We start from the raw sequence: 21,911 nt of genomic DNA on the forward strand, positions 1-21,911 counted from the left end.
GCCGCTCGCTTCTGTCCGCCCGCCGCCGTACGTACCGAACGGGGCCCGGCGTGATCGAGCTCGCCTGGTTCCCGCCCGCCCGCCTGCGGCGACGTGACGCTCCTGCCCGCAGGCCGGGAAGGGGCCGCCCGCCCGTCAGGCCCTGACCCGCTCCTGCTCGTCATCGCTGTAACCCGCGGCGACAGCGGCGGCCGGGGCCGCCGGGGCCGGCTCGTCATGGCTGAGGTCCGGGAGCCACCGCAGCCACTTCGGCAGATACCAGTTGCGCTCGCCGAGCAGGGACATGACCGCGGGGAGGAGCACACCGCGGATGATGGTCGCGTCGATGAGCACGGCGGCCGCGAGCCCCACCCCCATCTGCTTCATGCTCTGCATCGACAGCGTTCCGAAGATGGCGAAGACCGCGACCATGATGACCGCCGCGCTCGTCACCACGCCCGCCGTGGTCACCACGCCGTGGACGATCGCGTCCTCGGTGCTGCGGCCGCGCAGCCACGCCTCACGGATACGGGAGACCACGAAGACGTGGTAGTCCATGCTCAGCCCGAAGAGGATCACGAACAGGAACAGCGGCAGCCAGGCCACGATCGCCCCGACGCCCTCGGCGCCGACGAGCCCGGCACCCCAGCCGTGCTGGAAGACGGCGGTCAGGATGCCGTACGCCGCGCCCACCGACAGCAGGTTGAGGACGATCGAGGTCAGCGCGATCGTCAGCGACCTGAAGGACATCAGCATCAGCAGGAAGGCGAAGACGACGACGAAGCCGAAGACCGGGGCGACGCTGGCGCCGAGCTGGTCGGTGAAGTCCTTGGATGAGGCGGTGTCGCCGCCGATCGGGGCCGACAGCCCGTCGACCTCGCCGAGCGTGGCGGGCCGCACCTCGTCCCGCAGGATGTCCAGGCTCCGCTCGCTCTTGTTCTCGTCGGTGCCCCCGATGAGCGGCACGTTGACAACGGCGACGTTCTCCTTGTCGTGGACGGTCACCTCGACCGGCCCCTTGGAGGCGCCCTTGTCGACGGCCTGGTCGCGGAAGGCGCTGATCGCCGCGCGGACGGGGGCCGCGTTGATGTCGTCGGCCTTGATGACGACCCGGGCCGGCTCGGGCCCGCCCGGGAACGCCTCGTTGATGTGCTGGTACGAGGCGACGATCGGCAGCGAGTCGCCGAACTCCTGGTCGAGGTTGAGGTTGGCGGTGTGCATACCGAGGGCGGGCAGGGCGAGGGCGATCAGCGAACCGCCCGCGAGGGCGACGGAGACCTTGGGACGGCGCAGCACGCGGGCCAGGACCGCGCGCCAGAACCGGCTCTCGCCGCTGCCGCCGGAACTCCGCTTCCGCAGGAAGGGGATGCGGCCCTTCTCGACCCGGTCTCCGAGCAGGGACAGCAGCGCGGGCAGCACGGTCACGGAGCCGGTCATCGCGACGGCGACGACCATGAGCGTGGCCAGGCCCATGGCCTGGAACTCGGCGATGCCCGTGAAGAGCATGCCCGCCATGGCCACGATGACGGTGACGCCGGAGATCAGGATGGCCCGGCCCGAGGTGGCCGCGGCGATCCGCAACGCGGTCTGCGCGTCGTGCCCCGCGGCCCGTTCCTCCCGCTCGCGCCGCAGGTAGAACAGGCAGTAGTCGACGCCGACGGCGAGACCCACGAGCAGCATCACGGAGTTGGCGGTGTCGCTCATGTGCACCACGTGGCTGACGACGGCGACCAGTCCCGTGGTCGCCAGGAACGCGGTCATCGCGAGGGCCACCGGCAGCAGTGCGGCGACCAGCGCGCCGAACGCGATGAGCAGGATGCCGAGCGCGACGGGCAGCGCCGAGAACTCCGCCTGCTTGAAGTCGTCACCGAACGCGTCGTCGAACGCCTTCTCACCGCTGGCGTCGCCGAACTGCTCGATGGTCATCGACGGGTGCTTGCCCGCCTCCTTCTTGACCGCGCTCAGGACGGGCTCGATGTGCTCGGTCGCGTCGTCCGGGTCACCGCGCATCTCGAACTGGACGACAGCGGCCCGCTGGTCGGAGGAGATCGCGTCCGCCTTGTAGGGGGATTCGACGGCGGTGACCTCGCCGGTCTCGCGTACGGCGGCCATGACGCCGTCCACCGCCTCGCGGAAGGCCGGGTCAGCGGCCGTCTTCCCCGTGTCCTTGGCGCGGACCAGCACCATCTCCGAGGCGGGGCTGGTGATGCCCCGCTCGTCCAGGATGCCGTGGGCCCGCCCGGCCTCGCCCGGTACCTCGTCGCTGCCGCTCACGTCGACCCGGCCCGTCATCGAGCCGACCGCCAGCGCGAGGACGACGAAGAGCAGCCAGCCGCCCACCGCGGTCCAGCGGTGCCGCGCGCTCCAGTCCGCCGCGCGGGCGGCTATTCCGCGTGGTCTGTCTATCCGGTCCGTGTCCGTCACAGCGTCCCCTGCAATTCCCGGCGGCACCGTGCCGCGCCCTTGGATACGACGCTAGGGCGGCCCTGACGGCGGACCATCCTGCCTGGGGCGGGTCCGGTCCCTTAGCGGACCTGGTTCAAGGCCCTTACACGTAAAGACCGTTGCGTGTGACGAGTGGGTACATCGCGGCAGCCTTGTCAGAGCACCGGCCCGCTTCGCCGCTGTCGCGGGGATTCGCGGGGCGGGAGGGGCGTTGGGTATCTCACAACACCTGAAGTCGGTTGTGCTGGGCCCCGCTCATCGGCCAGAGTTTCGAGTCACCTCGGAGTGGACCATTCCAGCGTCCCTCCGCGGCCTGCGGACAAGCTGCCCGAGATGGCCGTGCCCTCCGCTCGCGCAGCGCGTTCAGCCGGCCGTCGTGCCCCACCCCCACGGGGCGCGGCGGTCGGCCTCCCGCCTCCCCGGCGGTCGGCGCGCGCCGCTCCGCCCCACGTGACCCGGCACCGGAACCGCACCCTCTGTAGTGGTGGCCAAGGCCACAACAGACCGGCCAGGGACCCGAGTTATGTCGGTCACATGCTCACTCACCTGCGACGTTTGCACGCCTTTGGCTGGTCCTGCGGTCGTCTTGTGGTCACCTTACCGACACGTACCGTGCTTAGACTGTTACACGATTCCGGCACCCCGCACGAGAGACGAGGATGACTGACAGTGGGTACGTTACGACTGAGCGAAGCCGACCTGCGCGGGTTCTCGGCGCCTCCCACGGTGCGCAACCTCCACAACGGTTATCGCTCGGCCAGTTGGACAGCACCGGCCAGGCTTGCCGAGGACTGCCGCGAACGCATCTACGACCTGGTGGCCGACGTCGCCAGCCGCACGTTCGACACGGACCACTCCAGCTACTGGAAGGCACGCAAGGAACAGAACTTCTTCGACCACGTCTCGAACTTCACGCTGACCCTCGCGCCGGATGATGAGGTCGTCGGCTGGGCGGGCTACCACCGCAAGCGGTTCGCCGGGAAGCGCGCGATGTACCTCGACGCGGCCGGTCTGCTCCCCGAGCACCGCAGGTCCAAGCTGACCGCCCGGGTACAGGCGAGGTTCCTGATATCCGAGGTGCTGCTGCGCAACCCGTTCGGGCACACGTATCTCATCCTGCGCACCCAGAACCCCGGCATACACGCCGGATTCACCAAGAACTTCGGGCCCGGCCACGTCTTCCCGCAGCCGGGGCGGCCGGTGCCGGGCGAGGTCCGGCGCATCGGCGCTGAGGCGGCGCAGTGGCTCGGCCACGCCCCGGAGACCTTCGACCCCGAAAAGCTCGTCATCAAGGACGCGCTGCACGGCATCCTGTCGCAGCTGTACGGCGAGACGCCGCGCAGCGGTGAGGCGGAGCTCGACGCGTTCTTCGCCGACCGGATCGGTGCCACGGACTGCTTCGTACTGATCATCAAGGCCAGTGCCCGGCCGCTGCTGACCTTCATGGTCCGCGAGGCCGGACGCCAGGCCCGCAAGCGGATCTCCCGCCAGGTCCGGCTGGCGTTCAGCGGCGTACGGCACGCGACGCGGCGTGTGTCCCGCTGACGACGGCCGGGCGGCTCGCGGCCCCCGGCCGGACACCCTCACCCACGACTGAGCGCCCCGACCGAGGCTCAGGCGCTGAGCGGTACGCCCAACGGTGTGCGGACCGCTCGCGCCACTCGCTCCTGCTCATAGCGCCGCACCAGCAGCGCGGCCAACTCCGGTGCCGCGCCCAGCACACCGGCCAGCACGTCCGCCCCCGCCGCGCGGGCGCCGTCCGCGATGCGGTCGGGCAGGAAGCCCGGCGCGATGACGTACGGGGCGACCGCCACCCGCCGTACGCCCTCGGCGCGCAGGGCCCGCACCGCTTCCCCGGTCGTGGGCAGAGATGCGGAGGCGAACGCAGGCCGCACGGCGCACCAACCGGTGTGCCGCCACTCCCGCGCGATTTCAGCGATCACTGCGATCGCCTCCGGGTCAGAGGAGCCCGCCGAGGCCAGGACGACCCCGGTCGAGCTTCGGTCGCCGGGGCGCACCCCGGCTTCGGCGAGGCGCCGCTCCAGCGCGGTGGTCAGCAGCCCGGCGGGCCCGAGCACCGCCGCCTGGTGGACCGTGAGCCTCGGCAGCGTGGCGGTGGACTCCCGCAGCACGGCGGGGATATCCGCCTTCGCGTGGAAGGCGCGGGTCAGCAGCAGAGGCAGCGCCACCACCTCGCGGGCGCCCTCGGCCGCCAGCCGCGACAGCACCTGCGGCACACTCGGCGCGCAGAAGTCCAGATAGCCGACCTCGACGCGCAGCCCGGGGCGCAGCGACCGTACCCGGGCGACGAGCTCGGTGACGGTCGCCGCGTGCCGCGGATCGCGGCTGCCGTGGGCGATGACGAGGAGAGTCGGGCTGTTCATCAGTGCGTCCCGGTCACCGGTTGCTCGCGAGCAGGCCACGGCTGCGCAGCACCCGCCGCTCGATGGGCGCGAAGATCAGCAGCTCGATGCCGATGCCGACGACGAGGATGAGCAGGATCGCGGCCAGCACCAGCGACATGTCGGAGTCGACGCGGGCCTGGTCGAGCAACTGGCCGAGGCCGGTGCCGAGATCGGGCGAGGTCGCGATCAGCTCGGCGGCCATCAGCGACCGCCAGGAGAACGCCCAGCCCTGCTTGAGCCCCGAGATATAGCCGGGCAGCGCCGCCGGGAGCAGCACATGGCGCACGCCCGCCAGGCCGGTGGCGCCGATGGTGCGGCCCGCGCGCAGGAACAGCGGCGGTATCTGGTCCACACCCGAGACCAGGCCGTTGGCGATGGACGGCACAGCGCCGAGCAGCACCACCGCGTAGATGGTGGAGTTGGTCAGCCCGAACCAGATGATCGCCGCGGGCACCCACGCCACCGACGGCAGCGACTGCAGGCCCGACAGGATCGGGCCGATGGCGGCCCGGACGAACCGCACCCGGGCCACGAGCAGTCCGAGCGGCGTGCCGATGACCAGCGAGGCGGCGAAGCCCAGGGCGCCGCGCGACAGGCTCTCCCAGACGTAGCCGAGCAGCGTGCCCTCCAGCCACTTGTCCTGGAGCGCGCGCGCCACATCGGCGGGGCTGGGCAGCTGGTAGTGCGGCTTGACCTCGAAGTGGTAGGCGAGCTGCCAGGCGGCCAGCACGATGGCGACGGCGACGACGGGCGGCACGACCTTGTCGAGCAGCACCCGGCCCAGCGGCACCCGCGTCTTGGCGTGTGTCTCCAGCGCGTCCAGGCCCGCCTCAAGACCGGCGAGCTGATCGGGCTCCTCGGCCCCACCGTCCCCGGAGGGCTTCGGGGAGTGGGTGTCAGTGCTGGCCATGTCGGCGGATCTCCCCACGGAGCTGTTCGGTGATCTCTACGGACAGGTCGGCCACGGCGGTGTCCTCGATACGGCGGGGCTGGGGGATGTCCACGCGCCACTCGCGGGCGATCCGCCCCGGCCGGGAGGAGAGCAGGACGACGCGCTGCGCCAGCCGTACCGCCTCCCGCACGTTGTGCGTGACGAACAGGACGGAGACGTTGGTCTCGGTCCAGATCCGGGTCAGCTCGTCGTGCAGCACATCGCGGGTGATGGCGTCCAGCGCCGCGAACGGCTCGTCCATCAGCAGCAGCCGGCTGTCCTGCGCGAGCGCCCTGGCCAGCGCCACCCGCTGCCGCATGCCACCGGACAGCTCGTGCACCCGCTTGCCGTACGAACCCTGCAGCCGCACCAGGCCGAGCAGACGTTCGGCTTCCTCGCGGCGTTCGGCGCGCGGCACGCCGCGCATCCGCAGCGCGAGTTCGATGTTCTTGCCCGCGGTCAGCCACGGGAACAGCGCGTGTTCCTGGAACATCAGGGCGGGCCGTCCGCCGGGGACGTCGATGCTCCCGGCGGTCGGCTTGTCGAGCCCGGCGACGAGGTTGAGGAGCGTGGACTTGCCACACCCCGAGGCCCCCAGGAGGCAGACGAATTCACCGGGCGACACATCGAGTGCGATGTCGTCGAGCACCTGCTGCTGTGCGCCGTGGCGGCCGAACGACTTCGACACATGGTCGATACGGGCGGCGTAGGTGCCCACGCGCTCCGGCGTGACGGTCTGCTTGGTGAGCGTGGCGGTCATGGTGCGTCACCTCCTGGGGAGACGGGTCTGCGGTGCGGTGGGCTACTTGCTGCCGAGTCCGGCGTCGGCGACCTCGGGCTTGCCCGCGGCCTTCAGTACCTTGTTCAGCAGCCTGAGGTCGTAGATGCCGTCGAGCTGCGGGTCTTCGAGCAGTCCTGCCTGCGTCGCGTGTTCCGCCTCTCCCTGGAGGGTCGCCGCGAGCGGGTCGTTGGTGACGTCGACGTTCCGGAACGCCGGGTCGAGGACCTCGGAGTCCAGCTGGCTTCCGGTCAGGTTCTTCAGTGCCGCGTTGACCTGCTTCTTCGCGGCGTCCGGGTGGGCCTTGATCCAGTCGTTGGTCTTCACCGAGGCGCGCAGTACGGCTTCGACGACCTTCGGGTGCTCCTTGAGGAACGTCTGCGAGACGATCATGTTCGTGATGACGAACTTCCCGCCCTTCCACAGCTTCTTCTCGTCCAGCAGGACCTTGCCGCCCTCGGCGACCAGCTTGGACGCCGTCGGCTCGGGCACCCACGCGCCGTCGATGCCGCCCTGCTTGAAGGCGGTCGGGATCTCCTTGTTGTCCTGCCGGAACACGGAGACGTCGCCCTTGCCGGTCTGGGCGTCGACGTCGTAGCCCTTCTGCGACAGGTAGTTGAGGAGGGCGACGTCCTGCGTGTTGCCCTTCTGCGGGGTGGCGATCCGCTTGCCCTTGAGGTCGTCCACGGCACTGATCTCGTCCGGGTCGACGACGAGGGAGACACCGCCGGAGGCCGCGCCGCCGATGATCTTCAGGTTCCTGCCGCCGGACTTCGTAAAGCCGTTGATGGCGGGGGAGGGGCCGATCCAGCCGATGTCGATCGACCCGGCGTTCAGCGCCTCGATCTCGGAGGGGCCCGCGTTGAAGGCGAACGGCTTGATCTGGGTGCCGCCCAGCTCCTTCTGGAAGATCCCCTCCTGCACGCCGACCAGCGGAGTGGCGTGGGTGACGTTGGCGAAGTACCCGATCCTCACCGAGTCGAGCCCGTCGGTCTTCGGCCCCTTGGCCGCGACCGGCTTCTTGCCGTCGTCCTTCTTCTCCGACCCGTAACCGCAGGCGCCGAGCGCGACGGCCAGCAGTGGGGCGAGGGCGACGGCGGCCAGCAGGCGGCGGCGGGCGGCTCGGCGAGCCGGGGAGGTGGGGACGGCAGGCACGGGGAGGACGTCCTCTCAGCGAGCCGGGCGGCGCCCTAGCTGGGCGGGCCCGGCGGTGATCCGGGTGGTCGGAAGGGGGTCAGCGGCCCGGCCCATCGGGGCCCGGCGGCGCGCGGGTCAGCGCGCACATCGCCCGACCCCGCCCTGACCGCTGCCGAGGGCGCCGCTGCCCACCCGGCCGCCTTCCTTCGCGAACGTCGAGAACACCTCACCGGCCATGTCAGAAGTCCCAGCCCTCGTCGTCGGTGACCGCGGCGTCCGCGGCGTCCGCGGCGTCCGCCTCGGCCGCGAAGGCCGCGCCCGCCATGCCCGCGGTCAGCGTCGTCCCGTCGGCCGGATCGACGAGCAGGAACGACCCGGTGCGCCGCGAGACGGCGTACGCGTCGAGGGCGAGCGGCTGCGCCGTACGCACCACCACCCGGCCGATGTCGTTGGCGGCCAGCTCACCCGGGGCGGGGTGCTGCGAGAGGTCGTCCAGCGTCAGCCGGGACGGGATGTCCTTCACGATCGCCTTGACCGTCCGCGTCGTGTGCTTCAGCAGCACCCGGTCCCCGGCCTTCAGCGGCCGGTCCGCCACATGGCACACCGTCGCCTCGATGTCCTGGGTGACGACCGGCGCGCTCGCGGCCGGGGCGATCAGGTCACCGCGCGAGATGTCCAGGTCGTCGGCGAGCCGCACCGTCACCGACTGCGGCGCCCACGCCACGTTCACGGCCCCGCCCAGCGCGTCGATGCCCTCGATCACGCTCGTACGGCCGGAGGGCAGCACCACGACCCGTTCGCCCACCCGCAGCACACCGGACGCCAACTGCCCCGCGTACCCCCGGTAGTCGGGAAGCTCGGGAGTCTGCGGGCGGATCACGTACTGCACGGGAAAGCGGGCCGGGTCCTGCGACGGGTCGGCGACGACCGGCACCTTCTCCAGATGCTCCAGCACCGTCGGGCCGCCGTACCAGCCCATGTTCGCCGAAGGAGTCACCACGTTGTCCCCGGCGAGCGCCGAAATGGGGATGGCCGTGATCTCCGGGACGCCCAGGGAGGCGGCGTACGCCGTGAACTCCTCGGCGATGGCGGCGAACACCGGCTCCGCGTAGTCCACGAGGTCCATCTTGTTGACGGCGAGGACCACATGCGGGACGCGCAGCAGCGCGGCGACGGCCGCGTGCCTGCGGGTCTGCTCCACGACCCCGTTGCGCGCGTCCACCAGCACCACGGCCAGCTCGGCGGTCGAGGCGCCGGTGACCATGTTGCGGGTGTACTGCACATGCCCGGGGGTGTCGGCCAGGATGAACCGGCGCCGGGGCGTGGCGAAGTAGCGGTAGGCGACATCGATGGTGATGCCCTGCTCCCGCTCCGCGCGCAGCCCGTCCGTCAGCAGCGCCAGGTCGGGAGTCTCCTGACCCCGGCTGCGAGAGGCGTGCTCGACGGCCTCCAGCTGGTCGGCGAGGACCGACTTGGAGTCGTGCAGCAGCCGCCCCACCAGCGTGGACTTGCCGTCGTCGACGGAACCGGCGGTCGCGAAGCGCAGCAGCGTGGTCGCCGTGGCCTGCTCGGGATGCTCGGTCGTGATGCTCGTCATGGTTAGAAGTACCCCTCGCGCTTACGGTCTTCCATCGCGGCTTCCGACAGCTTGTCGTCCGCCCGGGTCGCGCCCCGCTCCGTCAGCCGGGAGGCGGCGATCTCCTCGATGACCTGGGCGATGGTCTCCGCGTCCGAGTCGACAGCGCCCGTACAGGACATGTCGCCCACGGTGCGGTAGCGCACCAGGCGCCGCTCCACCCGCTCGCCGTCCTCGGGGCCGCCCCACTCGCCGGGCGCCAGCCACATGCCGGACCGCGCGAAGACCTCACGCTCGTGCGCGTAGTAGATCCGCGGAAGTTCGATCTTCTCGCGCTCGATGTACTGCCACACGTCGAGTTCGGTCCAGTTCGACAGCGGGAAAACCCGGACGTGCTCGCCGGGGGAGTGCCGCCCGTTGTAGAGCTGCCACAGCTCGGGCCGCTGCCGCCGGGGGTCCCAGCCGCCGAACTCGTCCCGCAGCGAGAACACCCGCTCCTTGGCGCGCGCCTTCTCCTCATCGCGCCGCCCGCCACCGAACACGGCGTCGAACCGGTTGCTCTCGATGGCGTCCAGCAGCGGCACGGTCTGGAGCGGGTTGCGGGTGCCGTCCGGGCGCTCCCGCAGCTCGCCGCTGTCGATGAAGTCCTGCACCGAGGCCACATGCAGCCGCAGCCCGTGCTGCTCGGCCGTCCGGTCCCGGTACTCGATGACCTCGGGGAAGTTGTGCCCGGTGTCCACATGCAGCAGCGCGAAGGGAACCGGCGCGGGCGCGAACGCCTTCAGCGCCAGATGCAGCATGACGATGGAGTCCTTGCCACCGGAGAACAGGATCACCGGCCGCTCGAACTCGCCCGCCACCTCGCGGAAGATGTGGACCGCCTCGGACTCCAGCGCGTCCAGGTGCGAGAGCGCGTACGGGTTGTCGGTGTCGTCACCGACGGAGGCCGCGATCGTCATGCCAGTCCCCTCTTGGTGAGCAACGCGTGCAGCGCCGCGGCGGAATCATGAACACCCTGCTGGTGCGCCTCGATCCGCAGATCCGGATCGAGGGGAATCTCGTACGGGTCGTCCACCCCGGTCAGACCGGAGATCTCGCCCGCCGCCTGCTTCGCGTACAGGCCCTTCACATCGCGCTCGGAACACACCTCGACCGGCGTCGCGACATGCACCTCCAGATACGGGGTGCCCTCGCTCTGATGGCGCTTGCGTACCGCGTCCCGGCTGTCGGCGAACGGCGCGATCACCGGCACCAGGGCGATGACCCCGTTCGAGGCGAGGAGTTCGGCGACGAAGCCGATCCGCCGCACGTTGGTGTGCCGGTCCTCGCGGGAGAAGCCGAGCCCGGCGGACAGGAACTCGCGGATCTCGTCCCCGTCGAGCACCTCCACCCGGCGCCCCTCACCCCGCAGCCGCTCAGCGAGCGCGTAGGCGATCGTCGTCTTCCCGGCACTCGGCAGCCCGGTAAGCCAGACGGTCGCGCCCCTCTTATGGGGCGCGCTCGCCTCCGCGGCGTGTCTGTGCGACTGGTTGTCCTCGGTCCGCTGTGGCGCGCTCATGCCCCGCTCCCGCCCCCCGTCTATGTGTGCGTCAGTCATCAGCCGTGCAGCCCGCATTCCGTCTTGCCCGTTCCTGCCCAGCGGCCCGCGCGCGCGTCCTCGCCCGCCAGGACCCGGCGGGTGCAGGGGGCGCAGCCGACGGACGCGTAACCGTCCATCAGCAGCGGGTTGGTGAGCACTCCGTGCTCGGCGACGTACGCGTCCACGTCCGCCTGCGTCCAGCGGGCTATGGGCGACAGCTTCACCTTGTTCCGCTTGGGGTCCCAGCCCACGACGGGTGTGCCCGCGCGGGTGGGGGACTCGTCCCGGCGCAGCCCCGTCGCCCACGCGTCGTAGCCGGTCAGGCCCGCCTCAAGCGGTGCGACCTTGCGCAGCGCGCAGCACAGGTCGGGGTCCCGGTCGTGCAGCTTCGGGCCGTGCTCGGCGTCCTGCTCGGCGACCGTCCGGCGGGGCGTGAGCGTGATGAGGTTGACGTCCATCACCGCCTCGACCGCGTCCCGGGTGCCGATGGTCTCCGGGAAGTGGTAGCCGGTGTCGAGGAAGACGACATCCACGCCGGGGGAGACCCGCGCGGCCAGGTGGGCGACGACGGCGTCCTCCATCGAGGAGGTGACGCAGAAGCGCGAGCCGAAGGTGTCGGTGCCCCAGCGGAGGATGTCGAGCGCCGAGGCGTCCTCCAGGTCGCGGCCCGCCCGCTCGGCCAGTTCCTGGAGTTCGGCCGCGGTGCGCTGATCGGTGGTTGTCATGCCGTGCTGCCTCTCTCACTGGGGTCGCGCCGCAGGCCCGCGGTCAGCAGCCCGAGGAATGAAAGCCGGAACGCCCTGTTGCACGCGGCGCATTCCCACGCGCCGTGGCCCTCTTCGGAGGGGCGCAGGTCCTCGTCCCCGCAGTACGGGCAGTAGAACGGTGCCGCGCGCTCGCTCATGCCAGGTCTCCGTCCGCGGCGCGGCCCACCCACTGGGCGAACCGCTCGCCGTCCGTGCGCTGTTCCTTGAAGCGGGTGAGCAATCGCTCGACGTAGTCGGGGAGTTCGGCGGAGCTGACCTTCAGGCCGCGTACCTTGCGGCCGAGTCCGGCCTCAAGGCCCAGCGCGCCGCCCAGGTGCACCTGGTAGCCCTCGACCTGGTTCCCCTCGCTGTCCATGATCAGCTGGCCCTTGAGGCCGATGTCGGCGACCTGGATGCGCGCGCACGCGTTGGGGCAGCCGTTGATGTTGATGGTGAGCGGCTCGTCGAACTCCGGCATCCGGCGTTCCAGCTCGTCGATCAGCGAAGCGCCGCGCGCCTTGGTCTCGACGATGGCGAGCTTGCAGAACTCGATCCCGGTGCACGCCATGGTGCCGCGCCGGAACGGCGAGGGGTTGACCCGCAGTTCCAGTGCCTCAAGCCCGGCGACCAGCGAGTCGACCTGGTCTTCCGCGACATCGAGCACGATCATCTTCTGCTCGGCCGTGGTACGCAGCCGTCCAGACCCGTGGGCCTCCGTCAGCTCGGCGATCTTCGTCAGCGTGGCGCCGTCCACCCGGCCGACGCGCGGCGCGAAGCCGACGTAGAAGCGGCCGTCCCGCTGCCGGTGGACTCCGACGTGGTCGCGCCACTGCTGGGCGGGCTGCTCGGGCGCGGGCCCGTCGGCCATCTCGCGCCCCAGGTACTCGTCCTCCAGCACCTGGCGGAACTTCTCCGGGCCCCAGTCGGCGACGAGGAACTTCAGCCGCGCGCGGTTGCGCAGCCGCCGGTAGCCGTAGTCCCGGAAGATCCCGATGACGCCCCCGAACACGTCGGGCACATCGGCCAGCGGCACCCACGCCCCCAGCCGCACCCCCAGCTTGGGGTTGGTGGACAGGCCGCCGCCGACCCACACGTCGAAACCGGGGCCGTGCTCGGGGTGGCGTACGCCGACGAAGGCGACGTCGTTGATCTCGTGGACCACGTCGAGCGAGGGCGACCCGGACACCGCGCTCTTGAACTTGCGGGGGAGATTGGAGTAGGCGGGGTCACCGATGTAACGCCGGTGGATCTCGTCGATGGCCCAGCTGCCGTCGATGATCTCGTCCTCGGCGATGCCGGCGACCGGCGAGCCGAGGATGACGCGCGGGGTGTCACCGCACGCCTCCGTCGAGGACAGGCCCACCGACTCAAGGCGCCGCCAGATCTCCGGGACGTCCTCGATGCGAATCCAGTGGAACTGGATGTTCTGCCGGTCGGTGATGTCCGCCGTGCCGCGCGCGAACTCCTGCGAGATCTCGCCGACCATGCGCAGCTGCTCGGTGGTGAGACGGCCGCCGTCGATGCGGACCCGGAGCATGAAGTGCTCGTCGTCCAGTTCCTCCGGCGCCAGGATCGCCGTCTTGCCGCCGTCGATCCCGGGCTTGCGCTGGGTGTACAGGCCCCACCAGCGCATCCGGCCGCGCAGGTCGTTGGGGTCGATCGAGTCGAAACCGGCCTTGGAGTAGATCGTCTCAATGCGTGTCCGCACATTGAGACCGTCGTCGTCCTTCTTGAACTGCTCGTTGCCGTTGAGCGGCGTGAAGTGGCCAACGGCCCACTGGCCTTCGCCGCGGTGGCGGGCCTTGCGGCGAGGGGATGCGGCGGTGGGGGCGCCTCCGGCCGAAGACTGGGGGCGTTCCGGGTTGGCGGCCATGGCGGTGTGTCCTTCTGGAGCGGCTCGACTCGTACGGAAATTGCGGGACGTACGCGGAGATAACGGAACGGCTCTGAGCCGTACGAAGCGCGTGGTGCGTACTGCGGAGGGCGGCTGGGCCGGACCGGCGCGACCCTCGCTGATCCGCGCGCGGCCAGGGTGCATGACGACGCGGGGCGGGCCCGTGAGGGACGCCCGGGATCAGCGGAACGCGCTCGCCCGCAACGGTGGGGGCGGCGGAAAGGGTCGGCGGCGCTGGGACTGTCAGCCCGCCGGACAGATGGCGCTGGACATGCGGCCGAGGTCGACGTGGCGTCGACTCACCAAGGCAATTCCAGCTCGGGACATGACGGAAGCGTGGCATGGCGGTCTCTGGACAGTCCACCGTCGTCCGCAATGTGGACGCTGCCGTCCCGTATCCTGGGATGGCGTGTCCTGGGTCACGTGTCGCGCCCTGTTCATTTCCGCTCGTACGCGGGCTGTTCGGCCCCGTGTCCCGCCCACTGGATGGGCTGCTCATGTCCGCTTCGGTCGCTTACGGACCGCTTACGGACGGCTTGCTGGTCACTCGCGGGTCGCCCCGGGGCGCTCACCAGCCGCTCGTGGATCGCTCGTGGAGCGTTCGCGGGCCGCTTCCGGCGGGGAAGCGGCCCGTTCGGGAGCGGGTGTCAGCCGTCGTGCCGCGGCGGGTACGCGCCGGGCCACGGACCCGGCTGCTCGGGCTGCCCCGGCTCCGGCTCGGGCTCCTCGGCCGTCTCCGTCTTGAAGACCCGGAAGCCGCGCCGCTCATAGTTGGCCATCGCGTGCGGCCCGTCCTTGGAGCAGGTGTGCAGCCATACCCGCTTGGTCGGTATCCGCTCCGGCCACCGCTCGGCCAGGTCCCAGGCCCGGGCGATGCCCTCGGACAGCAGATGCCCGCCGATGCGACGCCCCCGGAACGCCGGGATCAGCCCGAAATAGGCGACCTCCACCACGCCGTCCTCCTGCGGGTCCAGCTCGACGTACCCGGCGGGCGTCCCGTGTTCGTACGCCACCCACGTCTCCACGCCCGGCCGCTCCAGGAACTCCTGCCACTGGGCGTATGTCCAGGTCAGCCGGTCCGTCCAGGCGATGTCCCCGCCCACGGAGGCGTACAGGAAGCGGCTGAACTCGGGGCTCGGGACCTGCGCCCGCACGATGCGCACCCCGGTCTCCGGGGACGGCGCCCGGGCCGGGACGAGATCGTCGGCAGCGGTCTGCTCCAGGGACCACGTGGTCACAGTGATGCTCATGCCGTCACCCAACCATGCCCCGTCGCGTGGCGGAGGCCCGGCCCGGAGGCCCGGCCCGCGCCCGGCGGGCTATATCGGATATGGCAGATACGGTAAAGACGTGCAGCCAGCGAATGAATCCCCCGGCCGGCCGTCCGGCCGACTGCACAGGGCCCGTGCCCTGTACCGCCATGTGTCAAAGCGCCGGATGGCGTGGCTGCTACTGAAGGACACCGTCAACTCCTGCATGGAGTACCGGGTCACCGGCCTCGCGGCCGAGGCGGCCTTCTTCACCCTGCTCTCCCTGCCGCCGCTGCTGCTCGGCCTGATCGGCCTGCTCGGCTACCTCGACGTGTGGACCAACACCGATTCCGTCGCCACCATCCGGGGCAACATCCTCGACGCGTCCGGCACGGTGCTGTCCGACAAGGGCGTCAACCAGATCGCCCGCCCCCTCCTCGACGACGTCATCGAGGGCGGTCGCCCCGACGTCATCTCGCTCGGTTTCGCCATCGCCCTGTGGTCCGGATCGCGCGCGGTGAACGTCTTTGTCGACACCATCACGATCATGTACGGGCTCGAAGGCCGCAGGGGCATCGTCAAGACCCGGCTGCTGGCCTTCCTCCTCTACCTCGTCGCCCTGCTCGTCGGGGCGGTGGCGCTGCCGCTCATGCTGGTCGGCCCGGACGCGGTGGTGCAGATCTTCCCGCGCAGCGAGGACACGGTGCGCCTGCTGTACTGGCCCGTGGTGATCGTGCTGTCCATCGCCTTCCTCACCACGCTCTACCACGTGTCCGTGCCCGTCAGATCACCCTGGCGGGAGGACATCCCCGGTGCGCTGATCGCGCTGACGATGTGGGTGCTCGGCAGCTTCCTGCTCCGGATCTACCTGACCCAGACCGTCGAGGGCCCCACCATCTACGGGTCCCTGGCGGCGCCCGTCGCCGTCCTGCTGTGGATCGGTGTCTCCGCGTTCGCCGTGCTCGTCGGCGCCGCGGTCAACGCGGCGCTCGACCGTGTCTGGCCGTCGGTCGCCACGGCGGCCGCACGCGAGGAACGCGAGCGGGCCCGGCGGCAGGCGGCGGCCCGCGCCCTCGCCGAGGCGGCGGCCATGGCGGGCGACGACAGCTGGGCGGACTCCGAACCGCCCTCGGAATTCCCCGAACGCTGGGCCCAGTTCCTGCCGCCGGAGGACGTCAGGTCCCGGCTGCACGCGAAACGCGAACCGGAACAGCGCGAGCGGCCCGAGCAGCGCGAACGGGGGCAGCAGCGCCGGGAGCGGGAGCGGGAGCGGGAGCGGAACCGGGACCGGGAGCCGGGCGGCGGGGAGACGCGTGAGCGGCGGGAGAGCGGGGCGACCCGCACCCGCGGGGCCGACGCCGGTGACCAGGGACCGGCCATACCCCCGCGCCCCATGTACCCGCCGAGCCCACCACCGCGGCCGACGGACAGTCTGGGCCGGGGCCGCCGCCCCGGCCCGTAAAACCCGTGGCGGCCGGGGAAGGGACTCCGTAGGCTCTGCGCAGCCGACGGCGATCCGCCGCCGGCAGGCTGAGCGGCCCACGAGGCGCGCGTGTCAGCCGTGACGGAGCAGGAGGTGAGGACATTGATGACTGTCGTCGTGACGGGCGTCGCCCGCATCCACCAGGACGTCTTCCTCACTCCAGCGGTCTCCGGCTGACTCTTCCTCCACACTTCTCTTCGCCGGGACCGCCCTCCTGAAGGGTTCACCCCGTTGAACAACGTTTCCGCACACCCGCTGTCCGCCTATGGCTGGGACGCCGGGTGGCACGACGAGTTCACCCCGCACGCCGACTCCGGACTGACTCCGGGTCGTATCGTGCGCGTCGACCGCGGCCGTTGCGACCTCGTCGTCCCTGACGGCGACGGCGTACGCACCGTCCACGGCGACGCCGCACTGGTCGCCACCGGCGACCCGCTGAACGTCATGTGCACCGGCGACTGGGCCGCCGTCGACCTCGACCAGGGGTACGTACGGGACCTGCTGCCGCGCCGCACCGCGTTCGTACGGTCCACGTCGTCCAAGCGCTCCGAGGGCCAGGTCCTCGCCGCCAACGTCGACTACGCCGTCATCGCCGTCTCCCTCGCCGTCGAACTCGACCTGGGCCGCGTCGAACGCTTCCTGGCGCTCGCCTGGGAGAGCGGTGCGACGCCGGTGGTCGTCCTCACCAAGGCCGACCTCGTCATCGAGCCGAGCACCCTCGCCCACCTCATCGCCGACACCGAGGCCGCCGCGCCCGGCGTGCAGGTCCTCGCGGTCAGCGCGGCCGACGGGCAAGGACTCGACATCCTCACGGCGTCCCTCGCCGGTGGCACGGCCGTGCTCCTCGGCCAGTCCGGCGCGGGCAAGTCCACCCTCGCCAACGCGCTGCTGGGCGAGGAGAACCAGTCCGTGCGGGCGGCCCGCGATGTCGACGGCAAGGGCCGGCACACCACGACGACCCGCGATCTCCTGCTGCTGCCCTCGGGCGGCGTCCTCATCGACACCCCCGGGCTGCGCGGCGTCGGCCTGTGGGACGCCGAGAGCGGCGTCGCGCAGGTCTTCGCCGAGATCGAGAGCCTGGCGAGGGAGTGCCGCTTCCACGACTGCGCGCACGTCGCCGAGCCGGGCTGCGCGGTCCTCGCAGCCGCGGAGTCCGGCGCCCTGCCCCAGCGGCGCCTCGACAGCTACCGCAAGCTGCTGCGGGAGAACGAGCGCCTCGCCGCGCGCACCGACGCCCGGCTGCGGTCGGAGATGCGGCGGGACTGGAAGCAGCGGCAGGCCCTCGGCCGTCACATGATGGAGCGCAAGCGGGGGCCGGTCCGCAAGCCGTAACCTGCGGTCCATGCTGCTGTGGATCAACGGGCCCTTCGGGGTCGGCAAGACCCAGGTCGCATACGAGCTGCACCGGCGCATACCGGGCAGCTTCGTATGCGACCCGGAGTCCCTCGGGTTCGCGCTGCGCCGCATGCAACCCGAGCCGCTGCGTGGGGACTTCCAGGACCTCCCGCTGTGGCGGCACGGTGTGCACGACATGGTCGACTCGGCGCTGCGCCGCTTCGATGGCACCGTCATCGTCCCGATGACGGTCGTCGTGCCCGCGTACCACGAGGAGATGTTCGGCAGGCTGCGCGCCGCGGGGCACAGGGCGCACCACTTCTCGCTGCTCGCCTCGCGCGCGGCCATCCTGCGGCGGCTCGGCGGGCGCGGCCTCGTACCCGGGCTGAAGCCGGACGCCTGGGCGGTCGAGCGGCTCGACCGGTGCCTGGCGGCGCTGCGGCAGCCGGAGTACGAGCGGCACATCGACACGGACGGCCGCACGATCCCCGCCGTCGCCGAGGAGATCGCCCGCTTGGCGGGAGCGCCGCTGACACCGCGGACCGGTGGCGCCGTCGCCCAGTTCCTGCGCCACCGGTGGGTGTCCCTCCGGCACATCCGCTTCGACTGAACCGTTGGCGCGTGCGGTGGCCCTGACGGGCCTGGTGCGGTTGTTGTCGCGGGGGCGGGCGTGCTGCCCTCAAGCGCCGGGCGGGCTTGGACAGGGCCAGTCTGGCTTGTGCCTTTTCGGCGCGGGGGTGGGCCTGTCCATGGCCTTGCTGCCCTCAAGCGCCGGGCGGGCTGGTTTTACTGGGCTGGGCGGGCTGGATTCGGCGGGCGGATTCACCGGTCGTCTTCCGGGTGGCCTGTCCCGGCGTGCCGGGGAAGGATGGGGCCCAGGGGAGGCAGCGGCACGGGGCACGGTAGGACGGACGGGCCCCAGACCGCTGCCGCCCACGTCCGCACGCCGTAGCCGGAGAGAGAGCGGGTTGGGATGAACGCCGCCATGGACGCGTACGACGTCATCGTTCTGGGCGCGGGCCCAGTGGGCGAGAACCTGGCTGATCGCGCCCACGCGGCCGGTCTGTCGGCAGCCATCGTGGAGAACGAGCTCATCGGCGGCGAATGCTCCTACTGGGCGTGCATGCCCAGCAAGGCCCTGCTGCGACCCGTCATCGCGCGCGCCGACGCCCGCCGGGTGCCCGGGCTGCGCGAGGCCGTCGCCGGGCCGCTCGATGTGCCGTCCGTGCTCGCCCACCGCGACGAGTACGCCTCGCACTGGAAGGACGGCAGCCAGGTCGAGTGGCTGGACTCCGCCGGAATCGACCTGGTCAGGGGCCACGGACGGCTCGACGGGCCCCGGCGGGTGGCGGTCACGCTGCCGGACGGGCAGGTGCGGACGCTCACCGCGCGGCACGCCGTCGCGGTCTGCACCGGCAGTCGCGCCGCCCTTCCCGACCTGCCCGGTCTCGCCGACGCCGAGCCCTGGACGAGCCGTGAGGCGACCAGCGCGAAGAGTGTCCCGGACCGGCTGGCCGTGGTGGGCGGAGGCGTCGTCGGGGTGGAAATGGCCACCGCGTGGCGGGCGCTGGGGTCGGAGGTGACCCTGCTCGTACGGGGTGACGGGTTGCTGCCCCGGATGGAACCGTTCGCGGGCGAACTCGTCGCCGAGGCGCTGACCGAGGCCGGGGTGGACCTCCGCACCGGCACGTCGGTGACCGAGGTGCGGCGGGCCGGACCGCCGGGCCCCGTCACGCTGACCCTCTCGGGCGGTACGGGCGGCGGCACCCTCGAAGCCGACGAGGTGCTGTTCGCCACGGGCCGCGCGCCGCGCACCGACGACATCGGCCTGGAGACGGTGGGGCTGAAGCCGGGCGACTGGCTGGGCACCGACGACACCTGCCAGGTGCGGGAGATCACGGGCGGCTGGCTGTACGCGGCGGGCGACGTCAACCACCGTGCCCTCCTTACCCACCAGGGCAAATACCAGGCACGCGTCGCGGGCGCGGCCATCGAGGGCCGGGCGCGCGGGTTGCCGCTGCTGGAGACCGACCGCTGGGGCGCGCATGTGGCGACCGCCGACCACGCCGCCGTCCCGCAGGTGGTGTTCACCGATCCGGAGGTGGCCGCGGTCGGGCTGACCGCGGCGGAGGCGGAGGCTGACGGGCGCCGGGTGCGGGTCATCGACATGGACCTGGCACAGGTCGCCGGAGCCGGGCTGTTCGCCGACGGCTACCGGGGCCGGGCCCGGATGGTCGTCGACGAGGAACGCGGTCACCTGATCGGCGTCGCCTTCGTCGGCCCTGGCGTGGGCGAACTGCTGCACTCGGCGACCCTCGCCGTGGTCGCCGAGATCCCCATCGAACGGCTCTGGCACGCCGTCCCCGCCTTCCCGACGATCAGCGAGGTGTGGCTGCGGTTGCTGGAGGCCTACCGCGGGTGAGGGAGGTCTGCCGCGGGTGAGACGGGCGGACGGGTGAGTCGGTGAACGGGTGAACTGGTGGGCCTCGGGCGTGCGCCCCCGGGGCCTGTAGGTGGGGACTTCGCGGCGTCGGCCGGTCAGCCGAGGATGACGGCGCCCAGCCAGGTGCCGGTCACCAGCAGGCACACCACGAGTTCGACCAGGACCGCGAAGCCGATCGTGCGCAGCGCGTTCCTCGTCGAGACCCAAGCCTCGCCATGGGTGCCGAGCCGGGCGCGCTCAGCGCCGTAGATCCCCGCGATGAACCCCGGTACGGCACCGACGACCGGTACGACGACGAAACCGGCCACCCCGGCCGCCGCGGCGAGGGCCAGCGTCCGGCGGGTGATGCCGGAGCGGCGCATCCGGCGCGCGGGCAGCAGCCATTTGACGGCCTGGTTCAGCAACAGCACCGCTGTCGCCCCGGCCAGTACGCCCCAGGCCAGGGTCGTCTTCTCGACCATGGACCACCACAGGACAGCGGCCCATACGATCAGCGGCCCTGGCATGCCGGGCACCACGACGCCGACCAGGCCGAACAGCAGCACCAGACCGTCCAGGACCAGCTGCCAGCTACTCATGTGCCCCAGGTTGCCGGACCGGGGCCGGGACCGCCCCCGGACGGGCCGTGCAGGTGAGTGGGCTACCGGGCCCCGTGCCCGTGCGGTACGTGCTCGCCGCTCGCCCCGCTCGCGCTCCGGCGGCCCGAACCGGCCGCCGCCCCCTGCGCACCGCCGGGCCCGGTGCCGACGCCGTCAGCCCTGCCGCCGCCGGCGGCCGTCGTCCGTGGCCCGGTGCCGGGGCCGCGGCCGGTGCGTCCGCCGCCCAGCCCGGGGGCCGACTTGCCCGTTCTGGCCACCCAGCAGCGTTCGTAAGCGTGCCAGCCGAGCTGGAGCCGCGTCGTCACCCCGGCCAGCTCCATCAGTCCCTTGACCCGGCGCTGCACCGTACGGAGCCCGAGGTCGAGCTGTTTGGCGACGCTGGCGTCGGTCAGCCCTGCCAGCAGCAGGGACAGGATCTCCAGGTCCGTGCCGTCCGGGCCGCCCGCCGCCGGTGGCTCCACCAGGCCCGCCGCGCCCAGCCGCAGCGGCACCGCCTCCCGCCAGGCGGCGTCGAACAGCGCGAGCAGCGACTCCAGCAGGCCGCTCGGGTGGACGACCAGCGCCTCAGGACCGGCCGGACCCGGCCGCTCCGCGGCGTGGCCCTTCGCACGGTGGCGCAGGGAGACGATCGCGAGCCGCCGGTCGGCGATCAGCACCGTCGCCGGAATCCTGTCGATGGCCCGTACCTGGGCGCCGGGGCCCGTACCGAGCGCGGCGGTCAGCTCTGTGAGCCCGCCCGGCTCCGACAGCTGCCCACGCTCGACCACGACCCGGTGGCGCACCCCGCGCGGTGCGGGCTGCCCCACGGGTATCCGCTCCGCCCCGGTGACCAGCGCGCAGACCTCCTCGGTCGCGCCCGCGCGCAATCGCAGAGCGCGGTGGCCGATCGTGGTGGCGCCGGACACGAACTCCACGACGTCGTGCGCCGCGGGGTCGGCGGCGCCGCTGCGGTACTCCTCGGCGAGCAGCGCCGCCGCCAGCTCGGCGCGCTCCAGCTCATGGCGCCGCCGGGTCAGCAGCGTGCCGAGCGCGGCCGTGGGCGGCACGGCGACCCAGTGGCCGGGACGTTCCGGGGACCGGGCGGCCAGCCCCTGCCGCTCCAGGGAGCGCAGTGTCCGCTCGACGTCGTCTTCCGGAAGGGTCAACCGGAGGGCCAGCTCGGCGGCTTCGGCCGCCCCCAGCCCCACCAAGGTGCGGTACGCCGACTCCTGAATCTCGTCCAGACCTATCGCACCCAGCATGTGGTGCCCTCCCAGAAACCCGGTCAACGGCGGACGGAGACGGGAACACGCCACGGCGCAAACCCGCCTCGCGGGCATCATCCTCGCACT

20 protein-coding genes are annotated in these 21,911 nt (G+C 71.8%); 5 read left to right on the forward strand and 15 right to left on the reverse strand.

The genetic code is table 11. The features are described from left to right. Nucleotides 1-135: 135 nt before the first annotated feature. Nucleotides 136-2,403: an MMPL family transporter gene (locus AC5P1B_RS28850; RefSeq protein ID WP_493890854.1), complete on the reverse strand. Its 2,268-nt coding sequence runs from the start codon at nucleotides 2,401-2,403 to the stop codon at nucleotides 136-138. A gap of 690 nt (nucleotides 2,404-3,093) precedes the next feature. Here AC5P1B_RS28850 and AC5P1B_RS28855 point away from each other — a divergent pair. Further along, entirely contained in the window at nucleotides 3,094-3,969 is an 876-nt protein-coding gene (locus AC5P1B_RS28855; RefSeq protein ID WP_493890855.1) for a hypothetical protein, read from the forward strand. Nucleotides 3,970-4,037: 68 nt separating this feature from the next. On the opposite strand, the gene AC5P1B_RS28860 is transcribed toward AC5P1B_RS28855, so the two are convergent. The 12 genes from AC5P1B_RS28860 to AC5P1B_RS28915 form a co-directional block, all read right to left on the reverse strand. After that, nucleotides 4,038-4,808 carry a sirohydrochlorin chelatase gene (locus AC5P1B_RS28860; protein WP_493890856.1) on the reverse strand — a complete coding sequence of 257 codons (771 nt, stop codon included), beginning with the start codon at nucleotides 4,806-4,808 and terminating at the stop codon, nucleotides 4,038-4,040. Between the two features lie 13 nt (nucleotides 4,809-4,821). Beyond that, the gene (locus AC5P1B_RS28865; protein ID WP_493890858.1) at nucleotides 4,822-5,739 is read right to left on the reverse strand and encodes an ABC transporter permease; all 918 of its coding nucleotides are present in this window, start codon (nucleotides 5,737-5,739) and stop codon (nucleotides 4,822-4,824) included. After that, complete coding sequence (locus AC5P1B_RS28870) at nucleotides 5,726-6,520, reverse strand: ABC transporter ATP-binding protein (RefSeq protein ID WP_493890859.1); 795 nt, start codon at nucleotides 6,518-6,520, stop codon at nucleotides 5,726-5,728. Before AC5P1B_RS28870 ends, AC5P1B_RS28865 begins: the two co-directional genes overlap by 14 nt. A gap of 42 nt (nucleotides 6,521-6,562) precedes the next feature. Further along, nucleotides 6,563-7,693: an aliphatic sulfonate ABC transporter substrate-binding protein gene (locus AC5P1B_RS28875; protein WP_493890860.1), complete on the reverse strand. Its 1,131-nt coding sequence runs from the start codon at nucleotides 7,691-7,693 to the stop codon at nucleotides 6,563-6,565. 220 nt (nucleotides 7,694-7,913) lie between these two features. Then, on the reverse strand, nucleotides 7,914-9,272 hold the full coding sequence (locus AC5P1B_RS28880) for a sulfate adenylyltransferase subunit 1 (protein ID WP_493890862.1): 1,359 nt from the start codon (nucleotides 9,270-9,272) through the stop codon (nucleotides 7,914-7,916). Nucleotides 9,273-9,274: 2 nt separating this feature from the next. Next, nucleotides 9,275-10,210 carry a sulfate adenylyltransferase subunit CysD gene (cysD, locus tag AC5P1B_RS28885; protein ID WP_493890863.1) on the reverse strand — a complete coding sequence of 312 codons (936 nt, stop codon included), beginning with the start codon at nucleotides 10,208-10,210 and terminating at the stop codon, nucleotides 9,275-9,277. After that, a complete protein-coding gene (cysC, locus tag AC5P1B_RS28890; protein WP_493890864.1) occupies nucleotides 10,207-10,809 on the reverse strand; it encodes an adenylyl-sulfate kinase in 603 nt (200 codons plus the stop codon). The genes cysD and cysC overlap by 4 nt, the downstream gene beginning before the upstream one ends. A gap of 38 nt (nucleotides 10,810-10,847) precedes the next feature. After that, the gene (locus tag AC5P1B_RS28895; RefSeq protein WP_493890865.1) at nucleotides 10,848-11,555 is read right to left on the reverse strand and encodes a phosphoadenylyl-sulfate reductase; all 708 of its coding nucleotides are present in this window, start codon (nucleotides 11,553-11,555) and stop codon (nucleotides 10,848-10,850) included. Further along, nucleotides 11,552-11,734 (reverse strand): hypothetical protein, encoded by a 183-nt coding sequence (locus AC5P1B_RS28900; protein ID WP_493890866.1) that lies wholly within the window; start codon nucleotides 11,732-11,734, stop codon nucleotides 11,552-11,554. Before AC5P1B_RS28900 ends, AC5P1B_RS28895 begins: the two co-directional genes overlap by 4 nt. After that, on the reverse strand, nucleotides 11,731-13,449 hold the full coding sequence (locus AC5P1B_RS28905; protein ID WP_493890867.1) for a nitrite/sulfite reductase: 1,719 nt from the start codon (nucleotides 13,447-13,449) through the stop codon (nucleotides 11,731-11,733). The genes AC5P1B_RS28900 and AC5P1B_RS28905 overlap by 4 nt, the downstream gene beginning before the upstream one ends. A 264-nt stretch (nucleotides 13,450-13,713) precedes the next feature. Next, nucleotides 13,714-13,911: a putative leader peptide gene (locus AC5P1B_RS28910; protein WP_493890868.1), complete on the reverse strand. Its 198-nt coding sequence runs from the start codon at nucleotides 13,909-13,911 to the stop codon at nucleotides 13,714-13,716. Between the two features lie 206 nt (nucleotides 13,912-14,117). After that, entirely contained in the window at nucleotides 14,118-14,720 is a 603-nt protein-coding gene (locus AC5P1B_RS28915; protein ID WP_493890869.1) for a GNAT family N-acetyltransferase, read from the reverse strand. A 100-nt stretch (nucleotides 14,721-14,820) separates the two neighbouring features. On the opposite strand from AC5P1B_RS28915, the gene AC5P1B_RS28920 reads away from it, so the two are divergent. From AC5P1B_RS28920 to AC5P1B_RS28935, 4 genes are all read left to right on the forward strand, one after another. Next, entirely contained in the window at nucleotides 14,821-16,182 is a 1,362-nt protein-coding gene (locus tag AC5P1B_RS28920) for a YihY/virulence factor BrkB family protein (protein WP_493890870.1), read from the forward strand. A 252-nt stretch (nucleotides 16,183-16,434) separates the two neighbouring features. After that, nucleotides 16,435-17,535 (forward strand): ribosome small subunit-dependent GTPase A, encoded by a 1,101-nt coding sequence (rsgA, locus tag AC5P1B_RS28925; RefSeq protein WP_493890871.1) that lies wholly within the window; start codon nucleotides 16,435-16,437, stop codon nucleotides 17,533-17,535. A gap of 10 nt (nucleotides 17,536-17,545) precedes the next feature. Continuing rightward, complete coding sequence (locus tag AC5P1B_RS28930; RefSeq protein WP_493890872.1) at nucleotides 17,546-18,148, forward strand: AAA family ATPase; 603 nt, start codon at nucleotides 17,546-17,548, stop codon at nucleotides 18,146-18,148. Nucleotides 18,149-18,511: 363 nt separating this feature from the next. Further along, complete coding sequence (locus AC5P1B_RS28935) at nucleotides 18,512-19,960, forward strand: dihydrolipoyl dehydrogenase family protein (protein ID WP_493890873.1); 1,449 nt, start codon at nucleotides 18,512-18,514, stop codon at nucleotides 19,958-19,960. Between the two features lie 116 nt (nucleotides 19,961-20,076). Here AC5P1B_RS28935 and AC5P1B_RS28940 read toward each other — a convergent pair whose 3' ends face one another. Continuing rightward, nucleotides 20,077-20,559 carry a DUF456 domain-containing protein gene (locus tag AC5P1B_RS28940; protein ID WP_493890874.1) on the reverse strand — a complete coding sequence of 161 codons (483 nt, stop codon included), beginning with the start codon at nucleotides 20,557-20,559 and terminating at the stop codon, nucleotides 20,077-20,079. Between the two features lie 62 nt (nucleotides 20,560-20,621). Further along, the gene (locus tag AC5P1B_RS28945; RefSeq protein WP_493890875.1) at nucleotides 20,622-21,821 is read right to left on the reverse strand and encodes a helix-turn-helix domain-containing protein; all 1,200 of its coding nucleotides are present in this window, start codon (nucleotides 21,819-21,821) and stop codon (nucleotides 20,622-20,624) included. Nucleotides 21,822-21,911 lie beyond the last annotated feature (90 nt).

It is taken from the genome of Streptomyces sp. A01 (assembly GCF_059026195.1).

Bases quoted from the DNA above. Each gene is read 5' to 3' on its own strand.
- AC5P1B_RS28945 (WP_493890875.1), bottom strand. From the start codon at position 21,821: ATGCTGGGTGCGATAGGTCTGGACGAGATTCAGGAGTCGGCGTACCGC.
- AC5P1B_RS28905 (WP_493890867.1), bottom strand. From the start codon at position 13,449: ATGGCCGCCAACCCGGAACGCCCCCAGTCTTCGGCCGGAGGCGCCCCC.
- AC5P1B_RS28940 (WP_493890874.1), bottom strand. From the start codon at position 20,559: ATGAGTAGCTGGCAGCTGGTCCTGGACGGTCTGGTGCTGCTGTTCGGC.
- AC5P1B_RS28870 (WP_493890859.1), bottom strand. From the start codon at position 6,520: ATGACCGCCACGCTCACCAAGCAGACCGTCACGCCGGAGCGCGTGGGC.
- AC5P1B_RS28910 (WP_493890868.1), bottom strand. From the start codon at position 13,911: ATGAACAGGGCGCGACACGTGACCCAGGACACGCCATCCCAGGATACG.
- AC5P1B_RS28900 (WP_493890866.1), bottom strand. From the start codon at position 11,734: ATGAGCGAGCGCGCGGCACCGTTCTACTGCCCGTACTGCGGGGACGAG.
- AC5P1B_RS28935 (WP_493890873.1), top strand. From the start codon at position 18,512: ATGAACGCCGCCATGGACGCGTACGACGTCATCGTTCTGGGCGCGGGC.
- AC5P1B_RS28895 (WP_493890865.1), bottom strand. From the start codon at position 11,555: ATGACAACCACCGATCAGCGCACCGCGGCCGAACTCCAGGAACTGGCC.
- AC5P1B_RS28915 (WP_493890869.1), bottom strand. From the start codon at position 14,720: ATGAGCATCACTGTGACCACGTGGTCCCTGGAGCAGACCGCTGCCGAC.
- AC5P1B_RS28860 (WP_493890856.1), bottom strand. From the start codon at position 4,808: ATGAACAGCCCGACTCTCCTCGTCATCGCCCACGGCAGCCGCGATCCG.
- AC5P1B_RS28880 (WP_493890862.1), bottom strand. From the start codon at position 9,272: ATGACGAGCATCACGACCGAGCATCCCGAGCAGGCCACGGCGACCACG.
- cysC (WP_493890864.1), bottom strand. From the start codon at position 10,809: ATGAGCGCGCCACAGCGGACCGAGGACAACCAGTCGCACAGACACGCC.
- cysD (WP_493890863.1), bottom strand. From the start codon at position 10,210: ATGACGATCGCGGCCTCCGTCGGTGACGACACCGACAACCCGTACGCG.
- AC5P1B_RS28930 (WP_493890872.1), top strand. From the start codon at position 17,546: ATGCTGCTGTGGATCAACGGGCCCTTCGGGGTCGGCAAGACCCAGGTC.
- AC5P1B_RS28865 (WP_493890858.1), bottom strand. From the start codon at position 5,739: ATGGCCAGCACTGACACCCACTCCCCGAAGCCCTCCGGGGACGGTGGG.